The organism is Pseudonocardia parietis, assembly GCF_017876315.1.
In the GTDB taxonomy this organism is placed as follows: Bacteria; Actinomycetota; Actinomycetes; order Mycobacteriales; family Pseudonocardiaceae; genus Pseudonocardia; species Pseudonocardia parietis.
The window spans coordinates 150722-164756 of the sequence record NZ_JAGINU010000001.1 but is presented as its reverse complement, the minus strand read 5'-3'; the positions used below and the strand labels follow the sequence as shown (position 1 = coordinate 164756).

At 72.6% G+C, this 14035-nt stretch carries 13 protein-coding genes, 1 tRNA gene, 1 other RNA gene and 1 pseudogene; 11 read left to right on the top strand and 5 right to left on the bottom strand.

The window, feature by feature from the left end; translation table 11 throughout:
• Nucleotides 1–4: 4 nt before the first annotated feature.
• The 4 genes and pseudogenes from JOF36_RS00835 (at nucleotide 5) to JOF36_RS00820 (ending at nucleotide 2998) form a co-directional block, all read left to right on the top strand.
• Nucleotides 5–427: a cupin domain-containing protein gene (locus JOF36_RS00835; RefSeq protein ID WP_210024520.1), complete on the top strand. Its 423-nt coding sequence runs from the start codon at nucleotides 5–7 to the stop codon at nucleotides 425–427.
• A 40-nt stretch (nucleotides 428–467) separates the two neighbouring features.
• Nucleotides 468–1268, top strand: a complete 801-nt coding sequence (locus JOF36_RS00830; protein WP_210024519.1) for a ferric iron reductase — start codon at nucleotides 468–470, stop codon at nucleotides 1266–1268.
• A gap of 23 nt (nucleotides 1269–1291) precedes the next feature.
• The gene (locus JOF36_RS00825; protein ID WP_210024518.1) at nucleotides 1292–2329 is read left to right on the top strand and encodes an iron-siderophore ABC transporter substrate-binding protein; all 1038 of its coding nucleotides are present in this window, start codon (nucleotides 1292–1294) and stop codon (nucleotides 2327–2329) included.
• A 100-nt stretch (nucleotides 2330–2429) separates the two neighbouring features.
• Nucleotides 2430–2998, top strand: a pseudogene (locus tag JOF36_RS00820) (cation efflux transmembrane domain-containing protein).
• A gap of 35 nt (nucleotides 2999–3033) precedes the next feature.
• Here JOF36_RS00820 and JOF36_RS00815 read toward each other — a convergent pair.
• Complete coding sequence (locus tag JOF36_RS00815) at nucleotides 3034–3609, bottom strand: TetR/AcrR family transcriptional regulator (protein ID WP_210024517.1); 576 nt, start codon at nucleotides 3607–3609, stop codon at nucleotides 3034–3036.
• Nucleotides 3610–3758: 149 nt separating this feature from the next.
• Here JOF36_RS00815 and JOF36_RS00810 point away from each other — a divergent pair, with 149 nt between their 5' ends.
• Entirely contained in the window at nucleotides 3759–5003 is a 1245-nt protein-coding gene (locus tag JOF36_RS00810) for an MFS transporter (protein WP_307862155.1), read from the top strand.
• Entirely contained in the window at nucleotides 5003–5467 is a 465-nt protein-coding gene (locus JOF36_RS00805; protein ID WP_210024515.1) for a MaoC family dehydratase, read from the top strand. Before JOF36_RS00810 ends, JOF36_RS00805 begins: the two co-directional genes overlap by 1 nt.
• A gap of 55 nt (nucleotides 5468–5522) precedes the next feature.
• On the opposite strand, the gene JOF36_RS00800 is transcribed toward JOF36_RS00805, so the two are convergent.
• A tRNA-Ser gene (locus JOF36_RS00800) sits at nucleotides 5523–5610 on the bottom strand.
• 80 nt (nucleotides 5611–5690) lie between these two features.
• Between JOF36_RS00800 and ffs the strand changes: the two genes are divergently transcribed.
• Nucleotides 5691–5785: signal recognition particle sRNA small type (ffs, locus tag JOF36_RS00795), an RNA gene on the top strand.
• Between the two features lie 70 nt (nucleotides 5786–5855).
• A complete protein-coding gene (locus JOF36_RS38450; protein WP_307862154.1) occupies nucleotides 5856–8705 on the top strand; it encodes a DNA polymerase III subunit gamma and tau in 2850 nt (949 codons plus the stop codon).
• A 9-nt stretch (nucleotides 8706–8714) separates the two neighbouring features.
• On the opposite strand, the gene JOF36_RS00785 is transcribed toward JOF36_RS38450, so the two are convergent.
• Nucleotides 8715–9521: an N-acetylmuramoyl-L-alanine amidase gene (locus tag JOF36_RS00785; protein WP_210024514.1), complete on the bottom strand. Its 807-nt coding sequence runs from the start codon at nucleotides 9519–9521 to the stop codon at nucleotides 8715–8717.
• Between the two features lie 128 nt (nucleotides 9522–9649).
• Here JOF36_RS00785 and JOF36_RS00780 point away from each other — a divergent pair, with 128 nt between their 5' ends.
• Complete coding sequence (locus tag JOF36_RS00780) at nucleotides 9650–9964, top strand: YbaB/EbfC family nucleoid-associated protein (protein WP_210034992.1); 315 nt, start codon at nucleotides 9650–9652, stop codon at nucleotides 9962–9964.
• Nucleotide 9965: 1 nt separating this feature from the next.
• Entirely contained in the window at nucleotides 9966–10583 is a 618-nt protein-coding gene (gene recR, locus JOF36_RS00775; protein ID WP_210024513.1) for a recombination mediator RecR, read from the top strand.
• Nucleotides 10584–10700: 117 nt separating this feature from the next.
• Here recR and JOF36_RS00770 read toward each other — a convergent pair whose 3' ends face one another.
• Complete coding sequence (locus JOF36_RS00770; RefSeq protein ID WP_210024512.1) at nucleotides 10701–10913, bottom strand: hypothetical protein; 213 nt, start codon at nucleotides 10911–10913, stop codon at nucleotides 10701–10703.
• A 287-nt stretch (nucleotides 10914–11200) separates the two neighbouring features.
• Between JOF36_RS00770 and JOF36_RS00765 the strand changes: the two genes are divergently transcribed.
• On the top strand, nucleotides 11201–12094 hold the full coding sequence (locus JOF36_RS00765) for a helix-turn-helix domain-containing protein (protein ID WP_210024511.1): 894 nt from the start codon (nucleotides 11201–11203) through the stop codon (nucleotides 12092–12094).
• A gap of 58 nt (nucleotides 12095–12152) precedes the next feature.
• On the opposite strand, the gene leuA is transcribed toward JOF36_RS00765, so the two are convergent.
• On the bottom strand, nucleotides 12153–13949 hold the full coding sequence (gene leuA / locus JOF36_RS00760) for a 2-isopropylmalate synthase (protein ID WP_210024510.1): 1797 nt from the start codon (nucleotides 13947–13949) through the stop codon (nucleotides 12153–12155).
• Between the last annotated feature and the right edge of the window lie 86 nt (nucleotides 13950–14035).

Sequence of the window (14035 nt, the reverse complement as noted above, 5' to 3'; positions counted from 1 at the left end):
TCCGATGACCGATCAGCAGCCTGTCTCCCGGCGTCCCGTGGTCCTGGCTCCGGGTGCCGGTCGCGAGTACCCACTCGGGCGGGGGTCGGCGGTCTTCAAGGCCGACGGGACCGAGACCGCGGGCCGCTACTCGATCTCCGAGTGGTGGCTCGACCCGCACACGCCCGGCCCGGGACCGCACTCGCACCCGGAGGACGACGTCTTCTACGTCATCGAGGGGACGATGAGCGTGCTCGTCGACGGCGAGTGGGTCGACGCGCCGAAGGGCTCGTTCGTCCTCGTGCCCGGCGGCAGCGTGCACGACTTCGAGAACCGGACCGACGAGCGGTGCGGGGCGCTCAACGTCTCCGCGCCCGGCGACTTCGAGCAGCACATGCCGGGTATCGCCGAGTGGTTCGTGAACCGTCCGGTGGTGCGGGCGGGCTGACCTCCACCGATGCCGCGCCGGCGCTGTGCGAGGCTGTGCGGTGATGGTGACCGAGGAGCTCCGTGACCGGTGCGCGCCGCTGGGTTTCGCACCGCTGCCCGAGTTCGCGGCCGAGCCGCCTGCCGGGCCGCAGTGGGTCACGGCGGCCGGGATCGCGACCGCCGGGCACCCGTTCCTCGGGAAGTTGCTCGACGCCCGGGCCGACGAGCCACCCGGCCCCCGGGCGGTGCACACCCTGCGGACGCTGCTCCGTGAGCTGATCTTCTGTACGGCGGGTGCGGTGTACCTGCTCGACGCCGCGCCGGAGCTCGGGCCGCGCGGGTACGCCTTCCGGACGGACGGCGCGGACGTCACCGGCCGGCTGCTCGTCGTGGCCCGGGAGGCGTCCGTCGGGCCGGGGAGGGGCACCGCGGTGACCGTCTCCTCGCAGCGCGAGCTGGATGCGTGGCTGGCCCCCGGCTTCGTGGCGACGGTCCGCCCGCTGGTGGAGCTCGTGGCGGCACGGACGCGGGTCGGTCCCCGCACGCTGTGGAGCTACGTCGTCGACATGGTCCACTTCGGCATGCTCAACCTCGCCCGCCAGCTGGGCCGCGACCGCGTCGCGGCGTGGGACCGGGCGGGGGAGCTCGCCGAGCAGCTGTTCGTGGCGGGGCTCCCGCGCCGCTCGGAGCCCGCGATGGTCCGGTTCGGCCCGGAGGACGAGCAGGTCTGGGGTGTGCGCGGGGCGTGCTGCCTGGACTTCACCGACGGCGCCCACGGGATGTGCCTGACCTGCCCGCTGCTCGCGCCCGACGACCGGGCCCGCAAGTGGGAGTCGGCAGATCTTGCTGGACCCAGGTAAGGCTTACCTCTAGTGTCCGTTTCGTGCTGCTCCGACCTCCCCTGCCCGGTGTCCGTCTCGGCGACGACGCGGGCCATCCACGCTCGGCGCTGACCCGGCGCGGCTTCCTCACGGCCGGTGCGCTCACCGGTCTGCTGACGGTCGCCGGATGCGGTTCCGGTACCCGAGCCTCCGGCGACCCGGCGCCGGCGGGGCGGACGATCGAGCATCCGCTGGGCACCGCCACGATCCCGGTGGCGCCGCAGCGGATCGTCTCGCTGGACAGCAACGGTGGCCTGCAGGTCGCGCTCGAGCTGGGGGTGCCGCTGATCGCCTCGGAGACGCTCCAGGGGCAGGTCGCGGTGCCGCCGTACGTGCCGGGCCCGGCACCGGGCTTCACCGAGCTCGGGTTCAACCAGCTCAACCTGGAGCAGCTGGTCGCCCTGAACCCGGACCTGATCGTCGGCAACACCCAGCGCCTCCAGGAGCACTACGAGCAGCTCGCGGCGATCGCGCCGACCGTCTCCTACGAGAACGCGGGCCGCGGCGCCGTCTGGCAGGACGCGGTCGGGTTCCTCGGTGACGTGCTCGGCGCCGGCCCAGAGATGGAACGCCGGCTCGCCTCCTACCAGGAGCGGGTCGCCGGGCTGGCGGCCACGCACGCCGGCACGATCGGCCGGTACTCCGTCGCTCTGCTGCGTTTCACCTCCGACGAGCTGCGCATCATCCGCGGCCAGATCTTCGGGTCCGCCGTCCTCGCCGACGCCGGGCTGCGCCGCCCGCCGTCCACCGACGCACCCTCGGTGCAGCAGACCTACGTCTCGGTGAGCGAGGAGTCCGTCGGGCTGCTCGCGGACGCCGACGTGCTGCTCTACGTCGTCGGTGGCGGTGGTTTCGTGGACAAGGCGCAGGACACCTTCGAGCGCTACGCGACCGGCGGGCTGTGGGAGAAGCTGCCGGCCGTGCAGGCGGGCCGGGTCGCCGCGCTCGATCCGGTCGCCTGGTGGGACGGCTACTCGGTCTCCGCCGGGCTGACCTGCCTCGACGAGCTCGACCGGGTGCTGGGCGGGCTGCCGGCCTGACGCCGGCGGGCGGCGCCGAGACCGTTCTGGCCGAGACGGGTGAAGCCGTGGCGCTGTGCCCGAACTACGGCCGGCCCGAGGGCGTCTAGGTGTACGCGTCATGACCGCCGCCCTGACCTCGGATCGCCGCAGCGTCCTGGTCCGCCGGATCCGCCTGCTGGTCGCGATCACCATCATCTACAACGTGATCGAAGCCGTGATCGCGATCGCCGCGGGGCACGCCGCCTCCTCGATCGCCCTCATCGGCTTCGGCCTGGACTCGGTGATCGAGGTCCGCTCGGCCGCCGCCGCCGTGGCCTGGTCGGCGGTGGCGAGGCGGACCGCTCGACGGTCGGGATCGCCCTGGTCGCCACCAGCGTCGTGATCATGCCGTTCCTGTCCTGGGCCCAGCGCCGCGCCGGGCACGAGCTCGGCTCGGCCAGCGCGGTCGCCGACTCCAAGCAGACCCTGCTGTGCACCTACCTGTCCGCGGCCGTGCTCGTCGGGCTCGTCCTCAACGCCACGCTCGGCTGGTGGTGGGCCGACCCGGCCGCTGCGCTGGTACTCGCCGGCCTCGCCGTCCGTGAGGGTCTGAACGCCTGGCGGGGCGAGGGGTGTTGCGCCCCGTCGGCCCTGGGTCGCGGGCCGGACGAGGAGTCCTGCACGGCGAGCTGCTGCGGTGGCCCCTGAGACCGACAGGGGATGCAGGGTTCGGGCGGAACCGGTCAGTCCTCGGAGCTGCTCGCAGCGAGGATCTGGGCTGCGGACGCCCGCGCGACGTCGGCTGCGGTGGGGTCCTGTTCGAGCATCGCGGTGGTGATCGCGCCTTCCATGAGCTGGACCAGCTGACGTGCGACGAACTGGGGGTCGTCGACGCCGCACGCGATCAGTAGTTCGGCGACCCATTCGCGAGTGCTGGTCTTGTGCTCCAGGACGGCCCGGTGCGCGGGATGCTGCGGATCGGCGAGCTCCACGGTGGCGTTGACGAACGCGCAACCGCGGAAGTTCGGCGTGGCGAACCAGTCCCGGAGCGAGTCGAAGATCCCCAGCACTCTCTCGGTCGCCGAGGCCTCCGCTGCGAGGCCGCCGCGCAGACGGTCGCGGTAGCGGGCATCGACGAACCTCAGGCACTCGACGATGAGGTCGTCCTTGGTGGGGAAATGCTTGTAGAGCGTCATCTTCGCGACGCCGATCTCGTCGATCAGGGTGTCCACTCCGAGCCCGGTGCCACGCTGATAGAAGAGCTTCGACGCCTCTTCGACGATCAGATCCCGCTTGTTGGGTCGTGGTCGACGGTTCATGCGCCCACCTCCGCTCCATGACCGGGACGCCACCCGGTCGCGCTCGCTCCACTCCAGGATCCCACACGCCGGGCCGAGGCATACGTCCTTGTATGGGCAGACAGGTATGTCTATGGTCGCTGTCACATCAGCGACCGGAGGTGGCGTGCGTGGGATACGACGTGGATGTCGGGCACCGCCGTGCCGACCTGCTGGCTGCTCGCCGTCAGCGGGCCGCGATCGCGGTGGTCCAGGTGCTCGGTCTCGCAGTGTGGTTCTCGGTCTCGGCCGTCGTGCCGAGCCTTCGCCAGGACTGGGGGGTCAGCACGGCCGGCGCCGTGTGGCTGACCGGGTCGACCCAGGTCGGCTTCGTCGTGGGCGCGATCGCCTCGGCGGTGTTGAACCTGGCCGACCGGATCGCCGCCAACGTGGTGCTGGCCGTGAGTGCGGCGTCGGCGGCGCTCTGCACGGTGGTCCTCGCGCTGTTCGTCGACGGGATGGGCGGTGCGATCCCGCTGCGGTTCCTGACCGGGGTCTGCCTGGCCGGGGTGTACCCGGTCGGGATGAAGCTGATGGCCTCGTGGGCACCCAGTGCCGGTCGTGGCCTCGCGCTGGGGATGCTGATCGGAGCCCTGACGCTGGGCTCCACCATGCCCCAGCTGATCAGCGGTCTGGGTGACCTGCCGTGGCCCACTGTCCTGCTCGTCGCCTCCGCGCTCGGACTGCTCGGTGCCCTGGTGGCCCTTCTCGTCGTGCGACCGGGCCCGCACCTGGCCGGCAGGTGCGCTCCACACCCCCGCTACGCCCTCACGATGTTCACCCAGCGCGACCCCCTGCTGGTGAACCTCGGCTACTTCGGCCACATGTGGGAGCTCTACGCACTCTGGACCTGGCTGCCCACATTCTTGCTGGTCAGCCCTGCCGCAGACCAGTTACCGGGGTCGGTCGGGCTGGTCGTTTTCGCCACGATGGGCATCGTCGGGGTGGTCGGTTGCCTGCTGGGAGGCCTGGGCGCAGACCGGTTCGGCCGCCCGCAGGCCGCGGCCGCCGCACTGATCGTCAGCGGAGCCTGTTGCCTGCTCTCGCCCGTGGCCTTCCACGCGGGGCCGGCTGTGCTCATCGTGTTCTGCGCGGTCTGGGGTGCGTCGGTGATCGCCGACTCCGGGGTCTTCTCCACCTCGCTGAGCGAGACCGCCGATCCCCGGTTCATCGGGACCGCCCTGACCGCGCAGACCGCGATCGGGTTCGCCCTGACGGTCCTCAGTATCCAGCTCGTGCCGTTGCTCGCCGATGCCGTCGGCTGGCAGTACGCCTTCCTGATCCTCGTCCCCGGTCCCGTCCTCGGCGCCCGCGCCATGCGGGCTTTCGGCGCCCGCACCACCGACCACGCCTCGACATCCGGCAAGGAGGCCTGATGACCACGACATCAGCATGGCCGCTCGGGCAACCCGCGGTGGGTGCCACCGCTGCGCTGTCCCGGACGGTGGGTGCGGACGACATCGACCTGTTCACGAGGATCAGCGGGGACCGCAACCCGCTGCACCACGACCACCGGGCGGCCGAGTCGTCACGATTCGGTCAGGTAGTTGTCCAAGGTGGAGTCACGAGCGCCGTCCTCAACGCGGTCGTGGCAGAGAAGCTCCCCGGTCCGGGGACGGTGTTCATGTCGGTCTCCTGGAGCTTCACCGCACCGGTTCGCCCGGGAGACATCATCACCGGTCACGTGGAGGTCACCGAAGCCCGTGGCGACAAACCGATCACCAGACTGAACTGCAGTGTCACCCGCGACGACGGCACTGTCGCCCTGGCGGGAACCGCGGTCTGCTGGACGATGCACATGCCCGGCTGGGAAGGAAGCGGAGATCATGAAGCCCGCTGACGCAGAACGCCGGGGGCTCCGTTGAGGAACCGCCCGGCGTTCTGCCTGCTCCGGCTGGCGGAGGATAGGGGATTTGAACCCCTGAGGGATTGCTCCCAACACGCTTTCCAAGCGTGCGCCCTAGGCCACTAGGCGAATCCTCCGCGAACGAGGTTACCTGCCGCCTCCCGTGCAGCGGCACCGCCCCCTCACGCCCCGAACGGCCGGTTCGTGGCACACTGTCCGCGGACCCCGTGCGGCGTCCATCCTGCGAACTCCCCCAGGGCCGGAAGGCAGCAAGGGTCAGCAGGCTCTGGCGGGTGCGCGGGGTCCCCTTTCTTTTTGGGCTCCGTCCCGGTCCTCGCCCCGGCCTTCCGTGACTGTCGGGGTCGCTCGGTAGCCTCGATGCGTGGCTCTGGCTCTGTACCGCAAGTACCGCCCGGCCAAGCTGGCCGACGTCGTGGGGCAGGAGCACGTCACCGAGCCCCTGGCCACCGCCCTGTCCGCGGGCCGGATCAATCACGCGTACCTGTTCTCGGGTCCGCGCGGGTGCGGCAAGACCTCGTCGGCGCGGATCCTGGCCCGCTCGCTGAACTGCGTGCAGGGGCCGACGCCGGATCCGTGCGGGGAGTGCTCGTCCTGCGTGGCGCTCGCGCCCGAGGGACCGGGGAGCATCGACGTCATCGAGCTCGACGCGGCCTCCCACGGTGGCGTCGAGGATGCCCGAGAGCTGCGTGACCGGGCGTTCTACGCGCCTGCGGAGTCGCGCTACCGCGTCTTCGTCGTCGACGAGGCGCACATGGTCACCAACCAGGGCTTCAACGCGCTGCTCAAGATCGTCGAGGAGCCGCCGGAGCACCTCGTCTTCGTGTTCGCGACCACGGAGCCGGAGAAGGTCCTGCCGACGATCCGCTCGCGGACCCACCACTACCCCTTCCGGCTGATCCCGCCGGGCACCATGCGCTCGCTGCTGGAGAAGATCTGCGGCGAGGAGGAGGTCACCGTCGCGCCGCCGGTGTTCCCGCTGGTCATCCGGGCCGGTGGCGGGTCGGCCCGGGACACCCTGTCCGTGCTGGACCAGCTCCTCGCGGGTGCCGGATCGCCGGGGGTCACCTACGAGCGCGCGGTCGCGCTGCTGGGTGTCACCGACTCCGCGCTGATCGACGACGCGGTGGACGCCCTCTCCGCTGCCGACGGCGCCGCCGTCTACGGCGCGGTGGACCGGCTGGTCGAGGCCGGGCACGATCCGCGGCGTTTCGCCTCCGACCTGCTGCAGCGCTTCCGCGACCTCATGCTGATCCAGGCCGTGCCGGACGCCGCGGAGCAGGGCCTGGTCGACGGCGCGGACGACGAGCTGTCCCGGATGGCGGACCAGGCCGCACGGCTGGGCCCGGCGACGCTGACCCGGTACGGCGAGATCCTGCACCAGGGTCTGATCGAGATGCGTGGTGCGACGGCGCCGCGGCTGCTGCTGGAACTGCTGTGCGCCCGGATGCTGCTGCCCGCGGCGACCACCTCGGACGGCGGGCTGCTCGAGCGGCTGGAGCGGATCGAACGGCGGAACGCGATCGCCTCCGACCCCACCGACGAGGGCGGCGGGGCCGCCAAGCGGTTCGTGCGGCCCAGCGAGCGGACCGCGGCCCCGACCGGCAGCGCGGCAGCGCCGGCCGAAGGCGGTGCCGCGGCCACCGGCAGCCCTGGTGGCGCCGCGACGACGTCGGCGAGCTCCCGGGGATCGGCTGCGAACGACGAGGCCGGTGCGGGCTCCTCCGGCGCGACGAGGGAGTCCGGCGGGGAACGCCGCCCGGCGGCGAGCCGGGACGGCGCCCCGGTCGCAGCGAGCTCGGGCGCCGCTGCCGGAGCGGATGCTCCTTCGGGTTCGGGCGTGGGCGCGAGCGCCGACCCCGGTGCCGATACCGGAGCGGATGCTCCCGTCGGTATGGGCGCTGACGCCTCCACTGCCCCCACCACGGCCGGCCCCACCGGACCCGCCGCTGGTACCCCCACTGGCGCCGCGGCTGATGCCGCCACGGGCGCTGCCTCCACCGCCCCCACCGGGCCGGCCGCTGGCGCCCCCACGGGAGCCGCGGCTGGCGATGCCACGGGGGCCGCCTCCACCGCACCCACCGGCGCCTCCGCCGGTGCTGCCGCTGAAGCCTCCGTCACCGCTGGTGCCGCCACCGGGACGGGCGCCGACGTCCCGACCGGTGCCGACACCGGAAGCTCCTCCGGCGCCGACACGGGGAGCACCCCCGACGCCGGCACGGGGAGCGCTCTCGGAGCCGCGGGAGCACCCGCAGCGGGCTCCGGCACCGGCGAGCCTGCCGAGACGGCCCCGGTGGGCGACACCGGCGGGCCCTCCGGCCACGGTGCAGCGCCGACCGGTCGCGAGGCGGGCGGTGACCGACCGGCCGCTCCGGGCGGCGGCGGACCGGCTGCTCCGGATGGGGAACCGTCCGGGCCTCCGGCCGAGCCGACCGAGCCCGCCGAGCCGACCGAGCCGGCGGCGACGGTCGCGGAGCGCCCCGCGCCGCCCCGCGACGGTGCCCCCGCCGACGCGTCGCCGCCCGAGTCCGCGCAGCCCGCCCCGGCGACCGCGTCGCTGGATGCCACCGCCGTCCGGCGGGTGTGGCCGGAGATCCTTGCCGCCGTCCGGCAGCGCAGCCGCAGTACCGAGGCACTACTGGTCAACGCGACGGTGCGGGCCGTCGACGGGGACACCCTCGTCCTCGCGATCGGGGCGCCGCCGCTGGCCCGGCGACTGTCCGAGCCGCGCAACACCGACGTGATCAGCGACGCGCTGCGGTCGGTGCTCGGCGTGCAGTGGCAGGTCCGCTGCGATCAGGGCGAGGCCGCCGCTCCGCAACGCCGGGCCGCCCCGGAGCGCCAGCAGCGTCCGGTCCCGCAACGGCCGTCGCAGCGGCAGGGCTCACCGGCGGACCAGCAGGACGGCGGGGCGCCCGGCCGTCCGGCCCGGCGCCCGGCCGGTGCGGACGGGGACATCCCGCTGCCCCCGGAGCCGCCCCCGGAGGATGCTCCGCCGGACCTCGACGACTCCGGCCCGGGGTCCCGGGGCGGCCGAGCCTCAGCCGCGGCGCCACAGCGGACCGAACCGGTCAGCCAGGCGGACGTGGAGGAGTCGATGATGGCCGAGGCCGCCGCCGAGGCGGAAGCGCCCGGGGCACGACGGGATCCCGAGGCCGCGGCGCTGGGGATCCTCCAGGAGCACCTCGGCGCCCGTACGTTCGACCCGAAGTGACCGGCCCGGTCAGCGCCCGAGGTAGGCGAGCACGCCGGCGCTGATGGCTTCCGCGTACCGGTCGCGGCCCTCGGCGCTCGTCAGTACCGCGGCGTCGTCGGCGTTGCGCATGTTCCCGGCCTCGACGAGCGCCGTCGGGACGGTCGCCAGGTTCAGCCCGGCCAGGTCGTCGCGCGCGTCCAGACCGTCCTGCCCTATGTAGTCGGCGGTCGCGAACCGGCCGGAGCGCAGCCCGTCGCGCAGCGCCGTCGCCAGCCGCAGCGACTCCGGCCCGGTGCCGTGTACCGGCGGGTCCGCGTGGGCGACGTGGAAGCCGCGGGCCGACGGACCGGATCCGTCGGCGTGCAGGGACACCGCGGCCACGGCGCCGGCCCGGCCGCCCGCCGCGCCGCGCTCGTCGACGCAGGGGCCGACGCCGTCGTCGTCCTGGCGGGTGAGGACCACCCGCACGCCGGCGGCCTCGAGCCGGGTACGTACCCGCTGCGTGAGGTCCCAGGTGAAGGCGTGCTCGGGATAGCCGGCGTTCGTGGCGGAGCCGGTGGTGTTGCACGACTTTGTGCCGCCGCGACCGTCCGGCACCTGGCGCCGGAGCGCGGCGGGGTTCGCCCCGTTGCCGCCGTTGTGTCCCGGGTCGAGCAGCACGATCGGGGCAGCCGGTGCCGATGACACGGCGCCCTGGGTGGTGGCCTCGGCGGACACGGCCGGCTCCGCCACCGGGGGCGGGGCGGCAGGCGTGTCGGGGGGCGCCGTGCATCCGCTGCACAGTGCGGCAGCGGCGAGTACGGCGACGGCGACGGAACGGATCGGGGCGTGCACGGTGGAACAGCCTGACACGGCTACCCTGGACTCCAGGAGACGTCCGCGCCGGTCGTGTCGGGGTAGGCCCCGGACGCGTGAGCCGGCACCGACAGCGAGGGGGACGCGTGCAACCCGGTCAGCCCGACATGCAGATGATCCTGCAGCAGGCCCAGAAGATGCAGCAGCAGCTGCAGGAGGCGCAGGCCGAACTCGCCGCCGCCGAGGTGACCGGCCAGGCCGGCAACGGTCTCGTCGAGGTCACCGTCACCGCCGGTCTCGAGCCGCGCTCGGTCAGGATCGACCCGAAGGTCGTCGACCCCGAGGACGTCGAGACCCTGCAGGACCTCGTCGCCGGTGCGCTCGCCGACGCCGTCCGCCGTGCGCAGGAGCTCCAGCAGCAGAAGATGGGGCCGCTCGCCGGCGGACTCGACATGGGCGGCCTGGGACTCCCGGGCGCCTGAGGTGTTCGAGGGACCGGTCCAGGACCTGATCGACGAGCTCGGCCGCCTGCCCGGCGTCGGCCCGAAGAGCGCCCAGCGCATCGCGTTCCACCTGCTGGCCGCCGATCCGGCCGACATCGCCCGGCTGCAGGAGGTCCTGCAGGCCGTGAAGCAGGGCGTTGCGTTCTGCGAGGTGTGCAACAACGTCTCGGCGGACACCCGGTGCCGGTACTGCGCCGACGCCCGCCGTGACCCGACGCTCGTGTGCGTGGTCGAGGAGCCGAAGGACGTCCTGGCCGTCGAACGGACCCGGGAGTTCAAGGGGCGCTACCACGTGCTCGGTGGCGCGCTCGACCCGCTCGCCGGGGTCGGACCCGACACGCTGCGGATCCGTGAGCTCCTCGCGCGGCTCGGTGGCACCGGCCCGGCCCAGGACGAGACCGCGATCGCCGAGGTCATCATCGCCACCGACCCCAACACCGAGGGCGAGGCGACCGCGACCTACCTGGTCCGGCTGCTGCGTGACTTCCCGGGCCTGACCGTCACCCGGCTCGCCTCCGGGCTGCCGATGGGCGGCGACCTGGAGTTCGCCGACGAGATGACCCTGGGCCGGGCACTCGCCGGCCGCCGGGCGCTGTAGCCCGAACCGGGCCGCCGATCGTCAGGCTCATGCCGATACTCCTTCGGCAAGCCTCAGGCTCACGCCGATACTCCTTCGGCAAGCCTCAGGCTCACGCCGATACTCCTTCGGCAAGCCTCAGTCGGTGTCCTCGTCGGCCCATGCTTCGACGTGGTGCGGGCCGCCGTGCAACTGTCGCTGCCGCCGTTCCCACGCCCGCCGCCGCTCTGCGGCGATCTGGCGCCAGGCTCCGCGCTGCCTGGATTCGGTCACGCCGATCACGATCGCGGTCAGGACGATGACCGCCAGCCCGGACAGGGCCAGCGCGACCAGGACGATCACGGTGTCCACCGCCCGACGCGGGCGCGCTCGTGCTTGCCGGCGTGCGGCACCTGTGCCTTGCGGATCATCTCGTTCTCCCTTCGGTTCTGCTCGTTCCCCCGGACTCGGCACTGCTGCCGGGCGCGTCGATCGGTGTGCCGCTCGTCACGTCCGGTGCTTTCAGGATGCCCGGCTCTCCACGGCTCGTGCAATTGCAATTCTGATGAAAGTTGCATAACGAGTGAGATTGCACCCGTGATGTGATTGCATGACGGCGTCCCGCGGACGCCCCGGGACGCGGAGATCGGGAGGGTGGGGTGGAGCAGGAGCCGGTCGGCGCCCGTCGACGTCTCGGTACGGAGCTGCGCAGGCTGCGCGGCAATGCCGGCATGAAGCTGGAGGACGTCGCCCGCGCGCTCGCCTGCTCGACCTCCAAGGTCAGCCGGCTGGAGAACGGCAAGGGCGTACCGCGCGTCGCCGACGTCGACGCGCTGCTCCACCTCTACGGCGGCGTCGCCGATGTCGAGGCGGACATGCTGCGCCGCCTCGTGACCCAGAGCCGTACCCGCGGCTGGTGGGAGCCGTTCACCGAGGGTCTGCGGACCGACCGCTACGCCCTGCCCGCGCCCGGCCGCTACGCGGCGGTGGAGAGCGACGCCGTCGGGACCGACGCGTTCGACCTGTCCGTCCTGCACGGCCTGCTGCAGACCGCCGGGTACACCCGCGCCGTCCTGCGGGCCCGGTTGCCCGGTCACGAGGCCTGGGAGATCGACCAGCTCGTGCACCTGCGGCGCCGACGCCAGGAGTGGCTCACCGCGACCCCGCCGCTCCGGTTCCGGTCGGTGATCGACGAGGCCGTGCTGGCCCGTGTCACCGGCGGGCCGGACGTGATGGCGGAGCAGCTCGACCGGCTGATCGAGCTCTCCCGGCTGCCGAACGTGATCCTGCTGGTGCTGCCGTTCTCGGCCGGGGTGCAGCGGGCGCACACCGGACGGTTCGCCGTGCTGCAGATCCCCGACGAGCTCGGTTCGGACGTGGTGCACACCGAGGGGCACGCGGGGGAGAGCTTCCTCGACTCGCCGAAGGACCTGGAGACCTACCGGAGGGTGCTCGCCGACGTCCGGGCCGACGCGCTCGAACCCGAGGCGTCCCGGCGGTTGATCGCGAGCTACCGCGACCGGCACCGCGCGGCGGTCGACGACACGGCGTGAGGCCCGTGGGTGGTTGTCACGGTCAGGGCCGTGCCAACCACCCACGAGCGGCCGGCAACTAGCGGAGCGCCCTGTTGATCGCGCTCACCACGGCCTTGAGCGAGGCGCTGGTGATCGAGCTGTCGATCCCCACGCCCCAGAAGACCTTCTCCTCGACGGCGCACTCGACGTAGGCGGCGGCGCGGGCGTCGTCCCCGCCGCCCATCGCGTGCTCGTGGTAGTCGAGCACCCGGACGTCGAACCCGATCCCGGCCAGCGCGTCGACGAACGCCGCGATCGGGCCGTTGCCCGAGCCGGTGATCTCGTGCAGGTCGGACTCGACCCGGACGGTCGCGACGATCTCGTCGCGACCCTCGCCGTCGCTGGTGACCCGGTGCCGGACCAGCTTGAGCGGGGTCTCGCGGCCCAGGTACTCGATGTCGAACGCGTCGCGCATCGCCTTCGGCTCGACCTCACCGCCCTCGGAGTCGGTGAACGCCTGGACGACGTGCGAGAACTCGATCTGCAGCCGGCGCGGCAGGTCCATCTGGTGCTCGGTCTTCATGATGTAGGCGACGCCGCCCTTGCCGGACTGCGAGTTGACCCGGATGACGGCCTCGTAGGTGCGGCCGATGTCCTTCGGGTCGACCGGCAGGTACGGGACCTCCCACGGGTGCTCGTCGACCGGACGCCCGGCACCGGCGGCGTCGGCCTCCATCGCGGCGAAGCCCTTGTTGATCGCGTCCTGGTGCGATCCGGAGAACGCGGTGTAGACGAGGTCGCCGCCCCACGGGTGACGCTCGTGCACCGGCAGCTGGTTGCAGTACTCGACGGTGCGGCGGATCTCGTCGATGTCGGAGAAGTCGATCTGCGGGTCCACGCCCTGGGTGAACAGGTTCATCCCCAGCGCGACCAGGTCGACGTTGCCGGTGCGCTCGCCGTTGCCGAACAGGCAGCCCTCGATCCGGTCCGCGCCGGCCTGGTACCCGAGCTCCGCCGCGGCGATGCCGGTGCCGCGGTCGTTGTGCGGGTGCAGCGACAGCACCAGCGAGTCCCGGCGCGCCAGGTGGCGGTGCATCCACTCGATGGAGTCGGCGTAGACGTTCGGGGTCGCCATCTCCACCGTCGCCGGCAGGTTGACGATCATCGGCTGCTCGGGGGTCGGCTGCCAGATCGCGCTGACCGCGTTGGTGATCTCGACGGCGTACTCCAGCTCGGTGCCGGTGTAGGACTCCGGCGAGTACTGGAACGTCCAGTCGGTGTTCGGGTACTTCTCGGCGAACCGCGCGACGTCCTCGGCACCGTCGGTGGCGATCTTGGTAATGCCCGGGCGGTCGGACCGGAAGACGACCCGGCGCTGCAGGATCGACGTCGAGTTGTAGAGGTGGACGATCGCCGAGTGGGCACCCTCGCAGGCGGCGAAGGTGCGCTCGATCAGCTCCGGCCTGGCCTGGGTCAGCACCTGGATCTGGACGTCGGACGGGATCGCGTCCTGCTCGATGATCTCCCGGACGAAGTCGAAGTCGGTCTGGCTCGCCGCCGGGAAGCCGACCTCGATCTGCTTGTAGCCCATACGTACCAGCAGGTCGAACATCCGGCGCTTGCGCAGCGGGCTCATCGGGTCGATCAGCGCCTGGTTGCCGTCACGCAGGTCGACCGCACACCAGAGCGGAGCGCGGTCGATGATCTTGTCCGGCCAGGTGCGGTCCGGCAGCGAGACCGGCTCGACCAGCTGGTGGAACGGCTTGTACCGGTGGAACGGCAGCTGCGAGCCGCGCTGGCGGTTCCAGGCCGGCTGGCCGGAGTGCGCGGGTCCCTCGGGGGTGTGGACGTTGCTGCCGACGTGGGAGGAATAGGCGTCGGGAGACGTGGTCACTGGGTTGCTCCATGTGTTCGCTGAACGGTCGGTCGACCGGCGGACACGCGAGACCCCGCGACGAGGGGCCGGTCGGTCAGACCCCG